General features: G+C 34.3%; 12 protein-coding genes. 3 read left to right on the forward strand and 9 right to left on the reverse strand.

All coding sequences use genetic code 11. The annotated features are described in order from the left end of the window. Positions 1 to 117: 117 nt before the first annotated feature. From LPB88_RS03880 to LPB88_RS03905, 6 genes are all read right to left on the reverse strand, one after another. The gene (locus LPB88_RS03880) at positions 118 to 3114 is read right to left on the reverse strand and encodes an ELWxxDGT repeat protein (RefSeq protein WP_230712615.1); all 2997 of its coding nucleotides are present in this window, start codon (positions 3112 to 3114) and stop codon (positions 118 to 120) included. A gap of 451 nt (positions 3115 to 3565) precedes the next feature. Beyond that, a complete protein-coding gene (locus tag LPB88_RS03885) occupies positions 3566 to 4066 on the reverse strand; it encodes an SRPBCC domain-containing protein (protein WP_230712616.1) in 501 nt (166 codons plus the stop codon). Beyond that, positions 4063 to 4383: a helix-turn-helix transcriptional regulator gene (locus tag LPB88_RS03890; RefSeq protein ID WP_230712618.1), complete on the reverse strand. Its 321-nt coding sequence runs from the start codon at positions 4381 to 4383 to the stop codon at positions 4063 to 4065. Before LPB88_RS03890 ends, LPB88_RS03885 begins: the two co-directional genes overlap by 4 nt. Positions 4384 to 4738: 355 nt before the next feature. Beyond that, on the reverse strand, positions 4739 to 5827 hold the full coding sequence (locus tag LPB88_RS03895; protein ID WP_230712620.1) for an efflux RND transporter periplasmic adaptor subunit: 1089 nt from the start codon (positions 5825 to 5827) through the stop codon (positions 4739 to 4741). Continuing rightward, positions 5817 to 9101 carry an efflux RND transporter permease subunit gene (locus LPB88_RS03900; protein WP_230712622.1) on the reverse strand — a complete coding sequence of 1095 codons (3285 nt, stop codon included), beginning with the start codon at positions 9099 to 9101 and terminating at the stop codon, positions 5817 to 5819. Before LPB88_RS03900 ends, LPB88_RS03895 begins: the two co-directional genes overlap by 11 nt. A 12-nt stretch (positions 9102 to 9113) precedes the next feature. After that, positions 9114 to 10496 (reverse strand): TolC family protein, encoded by a 1383-nt coding sequence (locus LPB88_RS03905; RefSeq protein ID WP_230712625.1) that lies wholly within the window; start codon positions 10494 to 10496, stop codon positions 9114 to 9116. Between the two features lie 165 nt (positions 10497 to 10661). On the opposite strand from LPB88_RS03905, the gene LPB88_RS03910 reads away from it, so the two are divergent. The 3 genes from LPB88_RS03910 (at position 10662) to LPB88_RS03920 (ending at position 12949) form a co-directional block, all read left to right on the forward strand. Then, complete coding sequence (locus LPB88_RS03910) at positions 10662 to 11702, forward strand: sensor histidine kinase (RefSeq protein ID WP_230712627.1); 1041 nt, start codon at positions 10662 to 10664, stop codon at positions 11700 to 11702. Then, complete coding sequence (locus LPB88_RS03915) at positions 11699 to 12397, forward strand: LytTR family DNA-binding domain-containing protein (RefSeq protein ID WP_230712628.1); 699 nt, start codon at positions 11699 to 11701, stop codon at positions 12395 to 12397. The genes LPB88_RS03910 and LPB88_RS03915 overlap by 4 nt, the downstream gene beginning before the upstream one ends. A 78-nt stretch (positions 12398 to 12475) precedes the next feature. After that, positions 12476 to 12949: a hypothetical protein gene (locus LPB88_RS03920; protein ID WP_230712630.1), complete on the forward strand. Its 474-nt coding sequence runs from the start codon at positions 12476 to 12478 to the stop codon at positions 12947 to 12949. Between the two features lie 159 nt (positions 12950 to 13108). Here the strand turns inward: LPB88_RS03920 and LPB88_RS03925 are convergent, their stop codons facing one another. The 3 genes from LPB88_RS03925 to LPB88_RS03935 form a co-directional block, all read right to left on the reverse strand. Further along, positions 13109 to 13873: an SDR family NAD(P)-dependent oxidoreductase gene (locus tag LPB88_RS03925; protein ID WP_230712632.1), complete on the reverse strand. Its 765-nt coding sequence runs from the start codon at positions 13871 to 13873 to the stop codon at positions 13109 to 13111. Positions 13874 to 13990: 117 nt separating this feature from the next. Continuing rightward, on the reverse strand, positions 13991 to 14713 hold the full coding sequence (locus LPB88_RS03930; protein ID WP_230712634.1) for an SDR family oxidoreductase: 723 nt from the start codon (positions 14711 to 14713) through the stop codon (positions 13991 to 13993). Between the two features lie 150 nt (positions 14714 to 14863). Continuing rightward, positions 14864 to 15787, reverse strand: a complete 924-nt coding sequence (locus tag LPB88_RS03935; RefSeq protein ID WP_230712636.1) for an AraC family transcriptional regulator — start codon at positions 15785 to 15787, stop codon at positions 14864 to 14866. Between the last annotated feature and the right edge of the window lie 85 nt (positions 15788 to 15872).

Genomic DNA, 15872 nt, shown 5'->3' on the forward strand with positions numbered 1-15872 from the left:
AGAAGTTTTTTACTTTAGTTGTAAAGAGAATCTGTTGAGTTTTGTTGGATTAAAAAAAAACCGTAAAGTCAGAAGACTTTACGGAGTGGGTTATTTGATGTATTTTAAATTATTGGACTAATGATTCACCATTAGCTTTACATTATTTATTTGACCATTTGAGAGCGTTGCTTTAATGTAATAAATTCCTGTAGATAAATTACTTACATCATATTTGATTTCGTTTTTTAAGTCTTTATTTAATTGTTCATGAATTTTTTTCCCTGTTAAATCCCATAATTCAAATTTAGTAATTTCAAAATGATCAAGAGATTTGAGATTTACTAATTTATTTGCAGGATTTGGATAAAGAGTTATTCTTTTTAGATCACTACTTTCAGGATTGAAATGATCGGAGATACCTAACGAGGAATCTTTTATCTTAGTGATGTAAAGTTCATTTCCACTAAAATCATTATTCGCTTGAAGATATAAATGATTAGTAGTAGATCCTAATTCAGATATAGAATTATATCCTTCAAAATTTGGACCATTTACAACATTTATATCTAGATCTAGTGGTTTGCTCATATTGTTATTGATAAACCATATTTTATGAGGAAACATTTCGGCTAGATACAATAAATTGTTATTATAGCAAGTTAAATTTCTTATTGCTAAAAAATCTGCGGTATCTGATCCAGCTATTTTTTCAGTTATTTTACCATTAGTTCTCCACAATTCTTTTTCGGTTCTATAAAAGTCCTGAACAGGAAAATACAGATAATCTCCACATGCTAAAAACTCATTAATATTGAGATCAGGCATTATTGGATGATTTGCTCCATCAAATAATAAAATTGTACCAGCAATAGTTCCATCTGTTTTGTAAACGGCTTTTCTATAGCTATCAGGATTTCTGGCAACAAAATAGAGTTCATTATTAAAAGTTGTGGTGATTCGAATATCACTATCTATATTGTCTCCAAAAGATTTTAAATGTTTTGTTCCAGATGCAGTTCCATCAGAGACCCATAAATCATGTGGGCCATATGATGTGCCGGATGTTTCTGCAAAAAGGAATAATTTATTGTTGGCGGCTCTTAAAACTCTAATATCGTTTAAACTTATTATTTTAACAGTCCCGAATTGAGTTCCATCGGTTTTCCATAAACTTGAACCACTATTATCTTTAGCAATAAAATAGATTACATTATTTAGTAAAGTAAAGTTTCCGGGATAACTACCATCGTTTAAAGCTCCACTTTCTGCTTTTATATTTTTTATCATATAAGTCCCGGATTCCGTTCCATCACTTCTCCATAATTCAAAACCATTTATTCCATCATTAGCATTAAAATACAAAATGTCATTAATTACGGTAAATGACTGTTTGTCATTATAATTTTGCATGCTGCTGTTTTTACCTGGATTAATGTCTTTTACCATAACTGTACCACTTTCAGTTCCATCGCTTTTCCATAATTCGTAGCCATGAGTATCATCAACTGCACTAAAAAATAAAGTTCCATTTATTGCTTTCATTTCAGAAAGGTTATCAATGGCATCGTAACCTGGGTTTATATCTTTAACTAATTGAGTGCCAGAAATAGTCCCGTCGCTTTTATATAACTGATTTCCATATTCTTTCCCACGAGCTCTAAAAAATACATTCCCATTAACATCGGTAAATTTAGATGGGCTGCTGCTATTGGAATAATTAAGATCTGCAAAAAAAGATGTTCCAGCTACTGTTCCATCGGTACTCCATAGTTCAATTCCATTTGTTTCATTTTCACCAGTAAAAATTGTAATATTATTAATTGTGACAAAACTTTGTACGAATCCTGTGTTATTACTAGCTTTAACATTTGCCAACTCTAATGTACCATTTGCAGTGCCATCACTAGACCAAATTTTTCTTTCCGAATAATTAGTAGTGGATGCATAAAACAAAAGTTTATTGTTTATTTTATCAACATAAAAATTTTCTAGGCTTGACGATGCCCCCCCATTATTAATATCCTTTAATAAAATTGTGCCATTTGATGTCCCATCGGTTTTCCATATTTCGAAACCATGGATGTCATCGCTTGCAGTAAAGTAGATTTCATTATTAAATTTGATGAATATACTATTATATTGTATGCTGCTGTTCGTTGTGTTATTAATGTCACGAATCATAGAAGTTCCAGATTCTGTTCCGTCACTTTTCCATATTTCAGAACCATTAATTCCATCATTAGCTTCAAAGATTATCAAATTATTTAAGACAGCCCCTTTTAAAGAATACGAGCTGGAATTGAAACCTGTTTTTATATCTTTTACCATTACAGTTCCAGATTCAGTCCCATTACTTTTCCATAATTCAAAGCCTTTTATTCCGTCATTTGCGAAAAAATAAAAATTATCATTCATAATTAAGAACTGATTTATATTCGAGAATGAAGAATAATTTTGATTAATTTTAATTATCATTTTAGTTTCAGATTCAGTTCCATCCGTTTTCCATAATTGAAATCCATTTACTCCATCATTTGCTGTAAAATATAGATTATCTTTAAAAACAAATAAATTACCTGGGCTACTACTTCCATTAGGATTTATATCTTTTATTATGTGAGTCCCGGATTCCGTACCATCACTGGTCCATAGTTCAGATCCATTGGTGTCGGTAGTAGCGACAAAATATAATTTTCCATTAAAATTTAATAAACCTGCCGGTCCATAATACTCATCATTATTATTTGGTCTTATGTCTTTTACTATTACAGTTCCAGATTCAGTCCCGTCACTTTTCCATAGTTCGGTTCCATGTATACCATCAGAAGCAGTAAAGTATAGAATGTCATTAATGAAAACTAATGAGCTTGGGTTCGAAGAATTTTGCCCGGATTTAATATCCTTAATTAATCTTGTTCCTTCTTTTGTACCATCAGAGTACCATAATTCTTGGCCAAATTTTTTATAGTAACCATCTGTGGCTGTAAAATAAAATCCGGACTTAGCAGTTGTGAGATTCTGAGGATTACTATCTTCTTGGAAGTTTAGTTCTACTAAAGTAGCATCTATAGTTTGAGCAGTTGTAAAATTAAAAAGAGCGATGATAAGAATAAGAGTAAAATTGTATTTCATTTAGTTTTTTAAGTGTATTAAATGTTTTTGTTGTTTTTAATCTATTAAAATTTTTGTTTTAGATATTTTTTCAGCAAACGAATATATGAATTAAATGGATAGATTTATTGAAGTGTTAATTGATTAATCAAGTTTTATAAATGTTAGTTTTTTTCTAATTCTAGTTTGAAAGTTTTATAACCTTTGCAGAATTATTATTGTTTAACCCAATTTCACACTATAAAAAATGACGACACTTTATTTGCTATCGTCATTTTATAGAAATTTTTATTTATTTAGTCTTGTAATGTAAATCTGTGCTTAATATAACTTTGAAACGAAAATTTTTTAAATTTTCCACTAAAATGACTTCTAAATTGTACATACTTTTCTGTATTTCCGTTAAAGAGCATATAAAGGATTAATAATAGCAATAATTTTAGATTTTTAATTGTATATTGTCTCTTACAAATTATTTTCGAACTAAAGTTTCTAATAGTTTTTCTAAGTTATAGATTGACATTGTAAAACCTTCTTTGAAACCCATTTCAATCATTTTCTCCAAACGTTCAAGCGATTCGTTAAAAATGGTAATACTTACTTTTGTCACGCCATTTTGTTCGCTAAAAGTATGATCCCAATCAGAACCTGGCATTTCGCGATTTTCGTTTTCATCAGCAAAAGTGTTGTACATTTTAAAATTAGTTTTTGGCGTAATGGAAGTATATTCCTGAACCGACCAGCGCTCTTGTCCTTCGGGACTTACCATGGCGTAGAATCGTCGTCCGCCAACTTCAAAATTCATGTGCTTTGTTTTAGACGACCATGGTTTTGGTGCAACCCATTGATCCAGAAGTTCCGGTTTAGTAAATGCATCCCAAACCAGCGGTAGTTCTGCGGCAAATTCTCTTGTTATGAATACCGTTTTTGTGGCTTTGTCAACGGTAAAATCAAATTGCAAATCATTTTTCATTTGTTCTGTTTTTTCATTGTTAATAATAATTTATCAAGCTGATTAAATTTGGTTTCCCAAATTTTTCTAAATTGGTTAATCCATTTGTCGATCTCTTTCATTTTTTCAATTTCAAGTGAATAATAAATTTCTCTGCCCTGCTGTTCTTGTTTTACCAGATCGCATTCTACAAGTATACGAAGGTGTTTAGAAACAGATTGTCGGGTAGTATTAAAGTTCTCTGCAATGGCATTTGGAGTCATTGCCTGTACTGCGATTAAGGCAATAATGGACCGCCTTGTTGGGTCGGCTATTGCCTGAAAAATGTCTCGTCTCATAATGTTTTAGTTTTAATTACGAAGCCAATCGGTTGCAAATATACATGCAACTATTTGGTTTCGCAAATTTTTTGATGATTATTTTTAGAAATAATGCTATAAAGTTTCTAGTATACAGGGTTTTATAGTTGTTTTATTTCCGATTTAACGTCTTTGTGAGATTAATTCACAAGCTTTGAAACAATACTTATCGAGTCTATGCGACACTATAAAAACAAAAAAGGACGATACTTTAAAAGCATCGTCCTTAAGGCAAATTTTGATTTACATTTTAAAACCAAACCTAATTTTAAAATGTCGCATTTAATAATTGCGTACAGTTTTTGGTAAACTACTATAGATAGCTAAACGCAGGTTATTCGTTTATGATATCGCCTTCTTTAGTTTCTTCACTGGCAATTTTCACCAGTTTATCTTTAAGGTTTAAATCTCCGAAGATTTCAATTTTATCGTCAATTTCTCTTCCTTTTTTTACATCAACTCTTGTTGCTTTATGGTTTACTACTTTAATCACAAACATACCTTCGGCAGAACTCACCAAAGCCGATTTTGGAACTACAAATGTGCTGTCTTTTGCGTTAAGCGGTAAAAGAACTTCGGCTACCATTCCTGGGAGTAAATTTCCTTTTGTGTTGTGTACGTCCATTTCTACACGTTCAGAACGAAGTTTTAGATCTAAAGCTCCTGACATTCTTGTAATTGTAGCTTTGAAAGTTTCCGGTAATGATTTTACGTTAAAACTCATTTGGTCGCCATTGTGTAAATATCCAGTGTACAATTCCGGCACAGAAACTGCCAAACGCAATTTATCTTGTTGCTGAATGGTTAATAAAGGCAAATCTGAACCTTTTCCTGCCGGACCAACAAATGTTCCTAAATTGACATTTCTAGAGGCTACAACTCCGTCAAAAGGAGCACGGATTTCAAGATAACCTCTTATAATCGAGACTTCTTTGTGCGCCGCAATTGCAGCCTGGTATTGCGCGTAATCAGAGTTTTTCTTTCCGCTTGCCATTTCTAAATCATTTTTAGAAATAGTTCCTTCCACTTTGCTGGTTTCGTACAAACGGTTGTAAGTGCTTTTACTTGTTGCATAAATAGCTTCCATCGATTTTAATCTTGATTCGGCGCCAGCTAGTTGCGAGCTGATTTCAGGCGCTTCCAAAACAATCAAAAGCTGTCCTTTTTTTACTTTTGTACCAATATCTACTTTTAGTAATTTTACAAAACTGCTTACTTTAGCATATAAATCTACTTGTTGAAAACCAGTTAATTCAGCTGGTAAACGCAACTCTGTAGATAGTTTTTCTTTCTCTAAAAGAAACGTTTCTGTTTTAGGTTCTAGTTCAGCAACAGGAGCTTCTTCTTTCTTAGAATTACAACCGGTTAGAAAAAATACGGCTACAAACAATAATGCGGTCGATTGTATAATTTTATTTTTCATTTTTTGGATTTAATGATGAGATATAATGGATGCTTTCTTCGTCCTCAGGATCTAAAGAAACAGATTGTGTTGTTGTTTTTTCTTGTGCCCATGCAAAAATTAATGGCAGGATAAGCAATACTGCAAAGGTGGAGAATAATAATCCACCAATTACGGCTCTACCAAGGGGAGAAACCTGATCGCCACCTTCGCCATGACCAATTGCCATTGGCAACATTCCGGCAATCATCGCTACAGAAGTCATGATAATCGGACGAAGACGTAACGCCGCTGCTTCACGCGCCGATTCTAAGGCGTTTCCGTTTCGTTTTCGAAGCTGCTCAGCATTGGTAACCAATAAAACGGCATTGGCAATGGATACCCCAACCGACATAATGATCCCCATATAGGATTGTAAGTTTAGCGTCGAACCAGTAATTGTAAGCATTAATAAAGCTCCTAAAACTACGGCCGGAACGGTGGTTAAAATTACTAACGATACTTTGAACGACTGGAAATTAGCGGCTAACATTAAGAAGATTACAAAGATGGCAACCAATAAACCGACTTGTAAACTGCTTAATGTTTCTACCAATACTTTACTCATACCAATAGGAGTGATGAATAACCCACGCGGTAATTCTCCCAATGAGTTTATCGTTGCATCTACATCTTTTACTGCCGTCCCCAAATCGGTCTGGTTGATGTTTGCTGTAACGGTAATGTATGGCATAGCCCCTAAATTGTCATTTTCACCGCTTACATACGCTGGTGTAATTTTGGCAACGTCGCTCAAAACAGGACGAAGCGAGTTTTTTAATACCGGAATTTCTCCAATATCGGTTTTGCTTTTCATTTTGTTCAAAGGCACCTGTACCTGAACGTTGTATGATAATCCGGCTCTTTCGTCGACCCAGGTATTTTTCTCGGTATATCTTGAGGATGAGGTCGATGCTACAAGTGATCGTGATATGTCGTTCATGTCAACCCCTAGTTCGGCTGCGCGGGTTCTGTCGATATCAATATTCATGGCCGGATAATGAATTGGCTGACCAATTTGTACGTCTCTGAAATAAGAGATTTTCTTTAGTTTCTCAACAATTTGATTGGCATATAATTCATTTCGTTTTTTGTCTTTTCCGGCAATTCGAACTTCAATTGGAGTAGGTGATCCCTGACTTAGGACTTTATCTGTAAGTTCAATTGGCTCAAAAGAGAGTTTTACATCCGGAAGTGCTTTTTTAATTCGGGCTCTAAAGGCATCTTTAAAGTCATCCATATCTACGTGATATTCTTTTAAACTCACCTGAAACACCGCTTCATGCGAACCTGCCATGAACAAATAAATAGGGTTAATCGAGAACAGCGACGGGTGCTGACCCACATATACAGAAGAGATTCCGATATGTTCTTTACCCACCATTTTTTGCAATTCTTTCAAAACTACAATTGCTTTTTCTTCGGTACGTTCTAAACGAGTCCCATCAGGAGCACGCATTCTTAATTGAAACTGACTTGAGTTTACTTTGGGAAAAACATCTTTTCCAATGAAATTAATAAAGACAACCGCTAGAAGTGTAATTACAATTAGATACGTTAAACCTGCTGCTTTTTTATAAGGGAATAAACGATCCAGCGTTCGCATAAAACGAATTCTAAAACGCTCAAAAGCACCAATTTTTCCGTCGTTATTCGAATCTTCTTTTTCAATCATTACCTTTTTCTGTGTGATCAAATCTTTTTCAGATTCCGGCGTTAATCCGCAGGCGTTGAATTCTGCTTCGTCATCTGTAATGGTTGGAGCATGTTCGTGTTTCGGATGCGCTTTCATCAACCAGTTGGCCATTACGGGCACAAAAGTCTGAGACAGTAAAAACGAAATTACCATTGAAAAACCAATGGCTAAAGCCAAAGGTAAGAATAGTGCTCCGGGAATTCCGACCATGGTAAATGCCGGGGCAAATACAGCCAAAATACAAAGTAAGATCAATAATTTAGGCAAAGCAATTTCCTGACAAGCGTCCCAAATGGCCAGCGCCTTGGGTTTTCCCATGTCGAGATGCTGGTGAATGTTTTCGATTGTTACCGTACTCTCATCCACCAAAATTCCAATTGCCAAAGCCAATCCGCTTAAAGACATTAAGTTGATGGTTTGCCCGAATAATTTCAGAAATAAAACTCCCGAGATAATAGAAATAGGAATGGTTAAAATTACAATTAATGCTGCACGTCTGTCGCCAAGGAAAAGTAAAACCATTAATCCGGTTAAAACTGCTCCGATAATACCTTCGGTAATCAAACTCTTAACCGAATTAATTACATAAACCGATTGGTCAAATTCATAAGATAATTTTACGTCTTCAGGAAGTGTACTTTGAATTTTAGGAAGTTCCGCTTTTAATTTCTGGACCACATCCCAGGTCGATGCGTCTCCGGCTTTTGCAATACTAATATAAACCGAACGTTTTCCGTTTACCAAAGCATATCCAGCGGTAATATCAGCGCCGTCTTTTACAGTGGCAACATCGCCTAATTTTAAATTTTGAACGCTTCCTTTAAAGAGTGGAATATTTTCAAAATCTTTAACTTCTTTAATGGTGTTGTTGGTTGGGGTAATATAGTTGATATCGCCCATTCTAACATTTCCTGATGGAGCCGTTTGATTGTTGATACGAATGGCTTCTACAATTTGATCAGGAGTCATATTATGCGAACGCAATAAATCAGGATCTACGTTAACCTCAATAGTTCTTGGGCTTCCGCCAAAGGGAGCCGGAGAGAGTAAACCGGGAATCGAAGTAAACGAAGCACGAACATAAACGTTGGCCAAATCCTGCAATTCATTGTTTGATCTTATTTTACTGCTCAAAACCAATTGTCCAATTGGCAATGAAGAAGCATCAAAGCGAATAATAAATGGAGGCTGGGTTCCCGGAGGAAATGCCGCCTGAATCCTGTTCGAGAGTGAACTTAATTCGGCTGCAGCCTGCGCCATATTTGTGTTTTCATAATAGGTTAATTTCATGATCATTAACCCTTGGATATTTTTGGTTTCTACCGATTTTACACCGTTGGCAAAAGGTAAAATGTTGACGTAAGTCTTAGCAAAATAAGCCTCCATCTGGTCTGGTGTGTAACCTCCAAAAGGATGCGCAATATAGATAACCGGCAAGTTCATTTTAGGCAGGATATCTACCTTAATGTCCTTGATGGCACCAATTCCGAAGAAAAATAGACCCGCAACCAATACTAATATGGAGATGGGTTTGCGGAGTGCAAAACGTATTAAATTCATTAGGATCTATAATTAAAATTCATTTATAAATAAGTCAAAATTGCCCGTAGCGGCTACTTTTAGCAAATAGGATTGCCATACATTATTGTTGACAATATCACGGTCAATTTCGGCGCGATTTAGTGTATATAAGGTTTGGGTTATATCTGTTAAATCAGTCAGTCCGTTTTTGTACAAAGTTGATTTTTGTATGTACGCTCTTTTTGCAGCATCAACCTGAATTGGTGCTTCAGCAAAGTTGTCAAGGGTAATTTTTATTTTATCATCGGCCAATGCCAATTGTGACTTTAATTCTCTGTCAGCCTGATTGTATTCTTCTTGCAGACCTTGTGAAACAAATTTTTGAGCACTTACTTGTTTGCTTGCTCTAAAAGGAGTGGTAAGGTTCCAGCTAATTCCAATTCCGACTAAATAATTGGTACGATCCGGATTTACGCCATCCCAATAATTTCTGTTGAAAGAATTTTGATTGGTAACATAATCGCTATTAAACCCAGAAGCACGCGTTTGCAAAACACCAAAAGCGCTCATGGTTGGATAATAAAAACGCTTGTATAATTTCGTTTGTTGATTGCTGTAATCAATCTTCGTTTTATAATATTGAAGTAATGGATGCAGACTGTCTGAAGCGATTCCTGTCAGAATTTCTTTTGGAATTTGATTTACAAATAAAGTGTCTGTAACAAAATCCTGAGGAGCAACGCCCATCAAATCAACTAATTTGTTGTTTTGCTCTTTGACGAAATTCTTAGCCAGATTCAGCGCAATTTTAGCTTTAGAAACTTCCGCCGTAGCCAAAGTAGAATCTACGCCCGCCAACAATCCGTTTTTAACTCGTGCAACGGCAGTTTTCTTGAAAACCTCTGCACGGCTTAAATTCTTTTGCTGGGAAATTAGTAAACGCTGGCTTGCTAACAAGTTTAAATAAGCAGCAGAAATTTTAATTTCTTGTTGAAATTGTTCTTGTTTTAAATCGTTTTCTTTGGTTCGAACGTCGATTTTAGCCAAATTGATTTTCTCCTGAATTTTTCCGAAGGTGAAAAAATCCCAGTTCATATTGACTAAATACAATGCACCAAAGGCAGAGTTCCAGTTTTGTTCGGCTAGTGCAGGTCCGGAAGAAGCAGTTCCTAAACCATTAAAACCATAAAGAGCACCATTTTGCCCATTGATGGTTCCGTAATCTTGTTGCGCCGATAAATTAAGATTTGGCAGATAATCACGCTTGGATTGTTTGAGCGTTTCGCGCGATGCATTGGTGTAATTGCTTTTTGCCTTGATAGAACCGTAGTTTTCTAAACCTGTTTTAATAGCTTCTTTTAAAGACAAGGTTTGTGCATAACTACCGCTGGCAAAAATCAAGAAAACTAACAAAGTAATTTTTTTGAAGTACATAAAATTAGTGGTATGAATTTGATCTCCCAAAATTATTTCTCTTCTGCCGATAAAAGCCTTCTTAAATGATGTAATACGGTTATAAATGACCAATTGAATTTGTCATTTAATGGAAATAAAAACTAAAAATTTGTGGTTAATTTGTAAACTATTTAAGTTTTAAAAATGAATAAAAAATTCGATAACATACTAGACAACAAATGGTGGCAGGAAATTGCCGTTGTTGCCTTTTCATTTACAATCTATACATTAAAAAATGACTGGATGTTATTTAGTTCTTTTACATCCATTTTAATGGGCATTTTTTTCTACCTTATTCTCTATATGCATGCCCAATTCAACCGATTTTTTTTATTACCAATTCTTTTTAAAACCCAACGTCCTTTAACTTATATATTCTTAACGCTTTTTGGAGTATTTGTCTTTTCGCTCATCTTATATGAAATTACGAGGCTTGATATCTTTAGCAATTGCCGCTTGTATCAAAACTCGCATCAACGAAGTTATGTCTATCAATTGGCGAGTGTTTTAGGGACTTTGGTTTGTATTTTGAGCCCGATAATTGTTTTTAAATTCTATAGAATTAACAGAAAAAAAACCGAAGAAACGTTATTGTTTAACGAAATGCAGATGAATTCTTTGAAAGGACAACTCAATCCGCATTTTTTATTCAATACCTTTAATACACTTTACGGCATTAGTTTGGAGTTTCCTGAAAGAACGCCGGATTTGATTATGAAAGTTTCGCAATTAATGCGATATCAGCTCGAGAGTAATAGCAAAAAATGTGTATCGCTTGAAGACGAACTGGAGTTTATAAACAGTTATGTTCAGTTAGAGAAAGAACGTGTTGGTTATCGTTGTGAAATTACTTATGATTGCAAAATCGATAATGAAAATGCCTATAAGATTTCGCCAATGTTGTTGATTGCATTTATTGAAAATGCCTTTAAACACGGAACTTGCGCTATTGAAAAATGTTACGTTAGAATTTTTATTACCGTTGAAAAAGGACAATTACACCTTCATCTTGTAAATTCGATTCCGACTAAAAAAACAGATGTTGTTTCCACTAAAATAGGTTTAAAAAACACCATAGAACGCCTGAACCTGATTTACGGAAAAGACTACAAATTAGACATTCAGGACGATAAAAATACTTATATTGTAGATTTGAAATTGCAATTGAAAAAGTTTGTAGAATGAGAGAACCCAAAAAATGTATAATTGTAGATGATGAACCCGCAGCGCATTATGTGTTGGCGAATTATATCAAGCAAAATCCACAATTAGAGTTGGTTTTCCAAGGTTATAATGGCATCGAAGCAATGGATTACTTGCGGGATAATCCTGTTGATTTGATGTTTTTGGATATCAATATGCCAGAGATTTCAGGAATGGAGTTATTGAAGATTATTCCAACACATCCCAAAACGATTCTAACGACTGCTTATTCTGAATATGCACTTGAAAGTTATGATTATGGTGTGATAGATTATCTTTTGAAACCTATTTATTTTCCGAGATTCTTAAAAGCTGTTGACCGTTTTTTCGCTGCTGAAAGCGTAAAATTAAAAACAGAAGAAGCGATTGTAAATTCAGTTAGTGTTAAAGTCGATGGTTATTTTATGGACATCGAATTAGAGCAGCTTTTGTTTGCACAGAGTTTCGGAAATTATGTAAAAATACACACAATTAAGAGGACTTATCTGGCTTCGATAACCACAAGTGAATTAGAAAAATGCCTGCCAGAGAAGAATTTCATGCGTATTCATAAATCATATATAGTGGCGCTGGATAAAATTGATAGTACTGAAAAGGATTTTGTGATCATTAAAAATGAAAAGCTGCCAATAGGTATTACTTATAAGAGAGAATTGTCTGATAGATTAAAAAAATAAATTTATATTTAAAAGTTCTTTTTTCTTGTTAAAAATAATGTAATTTTAGTGAAATATTATTAATGTAAAATCGGACTTATGAAAAAAGCATTTTTAATTTTATTTCTTCTCTGCAGTTGCCTTTTAACAGCACAGAATCAAATTGCACCAAGTAGTGTAGTTACCCCACCAGAGAAAGTCTTGTTTACTTTTCAAAAAGAATATCCGGGAAAAGTTGCAGTCTGGGCGTTAAAATATGTTGGGGATGATGATGACGAAATCAGATATGAAGGAAAGTTTAAAACCAATGAAAATACAGAATCGTTAGCGGTTTATGATAATTTGGGAGTTTTAAAAGCTTTTGAAACACAAATTCCGCTAAGTATGCTTCCGCTAAAAGCTCAAGGGTATTTAAAGAAGAATTATCCGGCAAAAGCCATTCGTGAGGTTGCTATGGTTGTAGACGATAAAAACAAAATAACGTATGAAGTTGGAGTAGAAAAAGACTCAAAATTTTACGATGTTGTCTTTGATAAAAATGGCGGTTTTGACGTCATAGTTCAGAAAGATTAAAGAAGACTTACTAATTCAATATATTTGAAATGAGAAACCCGACCTGTTTATTTAAACTTGTCGGGTTTTGATTTATTTAGTATGTTGCAGGCATCCAAAAGCAGATAGATTTAACCTTTTTAAGAGAATTACCATTTAACTTTTTACAACTCGTAAGTATTATAACATCATTCCGCCAGAAACCTCTATGCGTTGCGCATTTACCCAACGCGCCTCTTGGGTGCATAAAAAAGCAACAACTCCGCCAATATCATCAGGTAAGCCAACTCTTGCTAAAGCGGTTAGAGAAGCTATCTGTTTGTTCATTTGCTCATTGTCACGAACAACTCCACCACCAAAATCAGTTTCGATTGCACCCGGAGCCACTACGTTTACTCTGATTTTTCTTTCGCCCAATTCCTTTGCCTGATATTTAGTCAACGTTTCAATAGCACCTTTCATAGAAGCATAAGCCGCATAACCTGGGAAAGAAAATCTCGCTAGACCAGTTGAAATATTGACAATTCCGCCGCCGTCATTCATTACATTAAGCGCTTTTTGCGTTAAAAAGAAAGGCCCTTTGAACTGAATATTAGTCAATTGATCAAACTCAGCTTCAGTTGTCCCAATGAATGAATTATGAATTCCGATTCCGGCATTGTTTACCAGAAAATCGAATTTATCGGTTTTAAAAGTGTCTTTTAAAGCCTCAGAAACACTTTTGAAAAAGCCATCAAATGTTCCCGAATCCGCAACGTTCAATTGAAGTGAAGCTGCTTTTTGTCCTAAACTTTCGATTTCTTTGACAACTGAATCAGCTTCTTCTTTTTTACTGTTGTAGGTAATAATTACATCGATTCCTTTTTTGGCAATTGCGATTGCCATATTTTTTCCTAAACCTCTGCTACCACCTGTAACAAGAGCTATTTTTGTATTTACTGCCATTTTAGTATGATCTTTATTGTTTGTTATCTGTGAAATGTTCGATGTGAGAATGTTAAATGTTAGATGTAAAAAGCAAAAAAGTAAGACATATTACTTCCCATATCTAACATTTCATATTTAAGAGTGCATTGCATTAAAATGATTTCTCAAATCTTCTGCGCTTGCATGTAATCTGGTTTCGCTGGTTCCGAAAGTAAGTTCATTTTTTGCGTCTTTTAATTGTTCAAAAATTGAAAGGATAAAATCACTCACACTTGGATGTGCGTCGTGTAAACCAATACCTCCAAGATCTGTGTTCAAGGCCGGAGGAATGATTTCGATTACTTCGATATTTTTCTCTTTTAATAAATGACGAAGTGTTAAGGTAAACGAACGGAAGAATGCTTTTGTAGCCGAATAAACCGGAACTTTTGCAAAAGGCGAAAATGCCAATCCCGATGTTACATTCATTACGGTAGTAAGCGATTTTAATTGAATAAATAATGAGGTTAAATGCAGTGGAGCTTCAATATTGGTAGCGATTTCGGTTTTTGCACTTTGGTAGAAATCAGCATCGTTAACCGAAACCCATTTTTGAATTCCTGCATTATTAATTAAAACATTCAAATCACTGTGATTTTCTGCAATCCATTTATAAAGCGCAACGCGTTGTGTTTCACTCGATAAGTCACATACTTTTGTAATTACAGTTGGAAACTTTGCTTTAACTTCTTGCAAAACAGATTCACGTCTGCCAACGATAATTACAGTATTGTTTTCTTGTATAAATCTTTCAGTAAGTCCAAGCCCGATACCGCTTGCGCCACCTGTTATTAAAATTTTGTTGTTTGATAAGTTCATCTTTTTCGATCTTTTAAATTGATAGTACAAAGGTAGGAGCGAAGTAGAAGTGGGGAGTTGTAAATATCAAACCGATGTTTGCAAAATTCAAATCACGAAAAAATAAATTCCAATTAATAAATTCCAAATTGAAAAATCTACAATCTAAAATTAACTTCGGAATGCTAAAGGCGTAAAGGAAGTTTGTTTTTTAAAGAAATTAGAGAAATGTGCCAATTCTTCAAAACCTAAAGAAAAAGCGATTTCAGAGATGTTCCAATCTGTTTGTTTTAAAAGGATTTTGGCCTCGTTAGTTAATCTGCTACTGATTAATTCGGTGGTTGTTTTTCCGGTGTTTTCTTTTAAAACTTTGTTTAAATGATTAACATGAACCGATAATCTTTCGGCAAAATCTTTGGCAGTTCTAAGCTCTAAACGTTGGTTTGGTGATTCTATTGGGAATTGCCTTTCTAGTAATTCAGCAAATAAAGAAGAAACTCTCGCAGCCGAATTATGTTTAGAATACAACGCCGTTATAGGCTGTAATTTTTGTCCAAAGTGAATTAATTCAGCAACATAATTCCGAATCAAATCATATTTATAAATATAATCGGAGTTGATTTCTTTTTGTATTTTGTTGAAAATCAATTCTGCTTCTGCAACTTCTTCATCGGTAAGCTGAAAAATAGGGTATCCGTCTGAAGCAAAAATAGGAAGTTCGTCCAGGTCAATTCCGCTTTTGTTTTTGGATAAAAATTCACTGGTAAACACACAAAACTGCCCAGACTGATTCATGTCTTGTGGCAGATAATTATAAGGAATTTTAGGTGTAGCAAATAAAAGCCCTTGTTTTTCAATTTCGATTATTTTATCGGCATATTCGGCTCTATTTTTACCCTTTATCAAACTTATTTTATAATAAGCCCGTCGGTCATAAGGCATATTAGGTTTCTCTTTTAGTCTTTCATAAAGTTCTTTTATATCAAAAACATTAAAGTGACCTATTTCTTTTTTGATGCCGTTGGGTAATAATGAACTTGGTTCGACAGTGGTACCTTTGGTGATATCTTCGTAAAATGAATCTAGTGATTTCATGAGAGAGGAATTGTAAAATTCAAATATACGAAAATTAAAAAGAATGTTTTTTTAGTTTCAGGTTTTCTTTGTTTCAGGTTTATAA

Origin of the sequence: Flavobacterium sp. JAS (assembly GCF_020991455.1) — a bacterium.
Taxonomy (GTDB): Bacteria; Bacteroidota; Bacteroidia; order Flavobacteriales; family Flavobacteriaceae; genus Flavobacterium.

Coding starts and splice junctions, on each gene's coding strand:
- LPB88_RS03880 (WP_230712615.1), bottom strand. CDS start 3,114: ATGAAATACAATTTTACTCTTATTCTTATCATCGCTCTTTTTAATTTT.
- LPB88_RS03885 (WP_230712616.1), bottom strand. CDS start 4,066: ATGAAAAATGATTTGCAATTTGATTTTACCGTTGACAAAGCCACAAAA.
- LPB88_RS03890 (WP_230712618.1), bottom strand. CDS start 4,383: ATGAGACGAGACATTTTTCAGGCAATAGCCGACCCAACAAGGCGGTCC.
- LPB88_RS03895 (WP_230712620.1), bottom strand. CDS start 5,827: ATGAAAAATAAAATTATACAATCGACCGCATTATTGTTTGTAGCCGTA.
- LPB88_RS03900 (WP_230712622.1), bottom strand. CDS start 9,101: ATGAATTTAATACGTTTTGCACTCCGCAAACCCATCTCCATATTAGTA.
- LPB88_RS03905 (WP_230712625.1), bottom strand. CDS start 10,496: ATGTACTTCAAAAAAATTACTTTGTTAGTTTTCTTGATTTTTGCCAGC.
- LPB88_RS03910 (WP_230712627.1), top strand. CDS start 10,662: ATGAATAAAAAATTCGATAACATACTAGACAACAAATGGTGGCAGGAA.
- LPB88_RS03915 (WP_230712628.1), top strand. CDS start 11,699: ATGAGAGAACCCAAAAAATGTATAATTGTAGATGATGAACCCGCAGCG.
- LPB88_RS03920 (WP_230712630.1), top strand. CDS start 12,476: ATGAAAAAAGCATTTTTAATTTTATTTCTTCTCTGCAGTTGCCTTTTA.
- LPB88_RS03925 (WP_230712632.1), bottom strand. CDS start 13,873: ATGGCAGTAAATACAAAAATAGCTCTTGTTACAGGTGGTAGCAGAGGT.
- LPB88_RS03930 (WP_230712634.1), bottom strand. CDS start 14,713: ATGAACTTATCAAACAACAAAATTTTAATAACAGGTGGCGCAAGCGGT.
- LPB88_RS03935 (WP_230712636.1), bottom strand. CDS start 15,787: ATGAAATCACTAGATTCATTTTACGAAGATATCACCAAAGGTACCACT.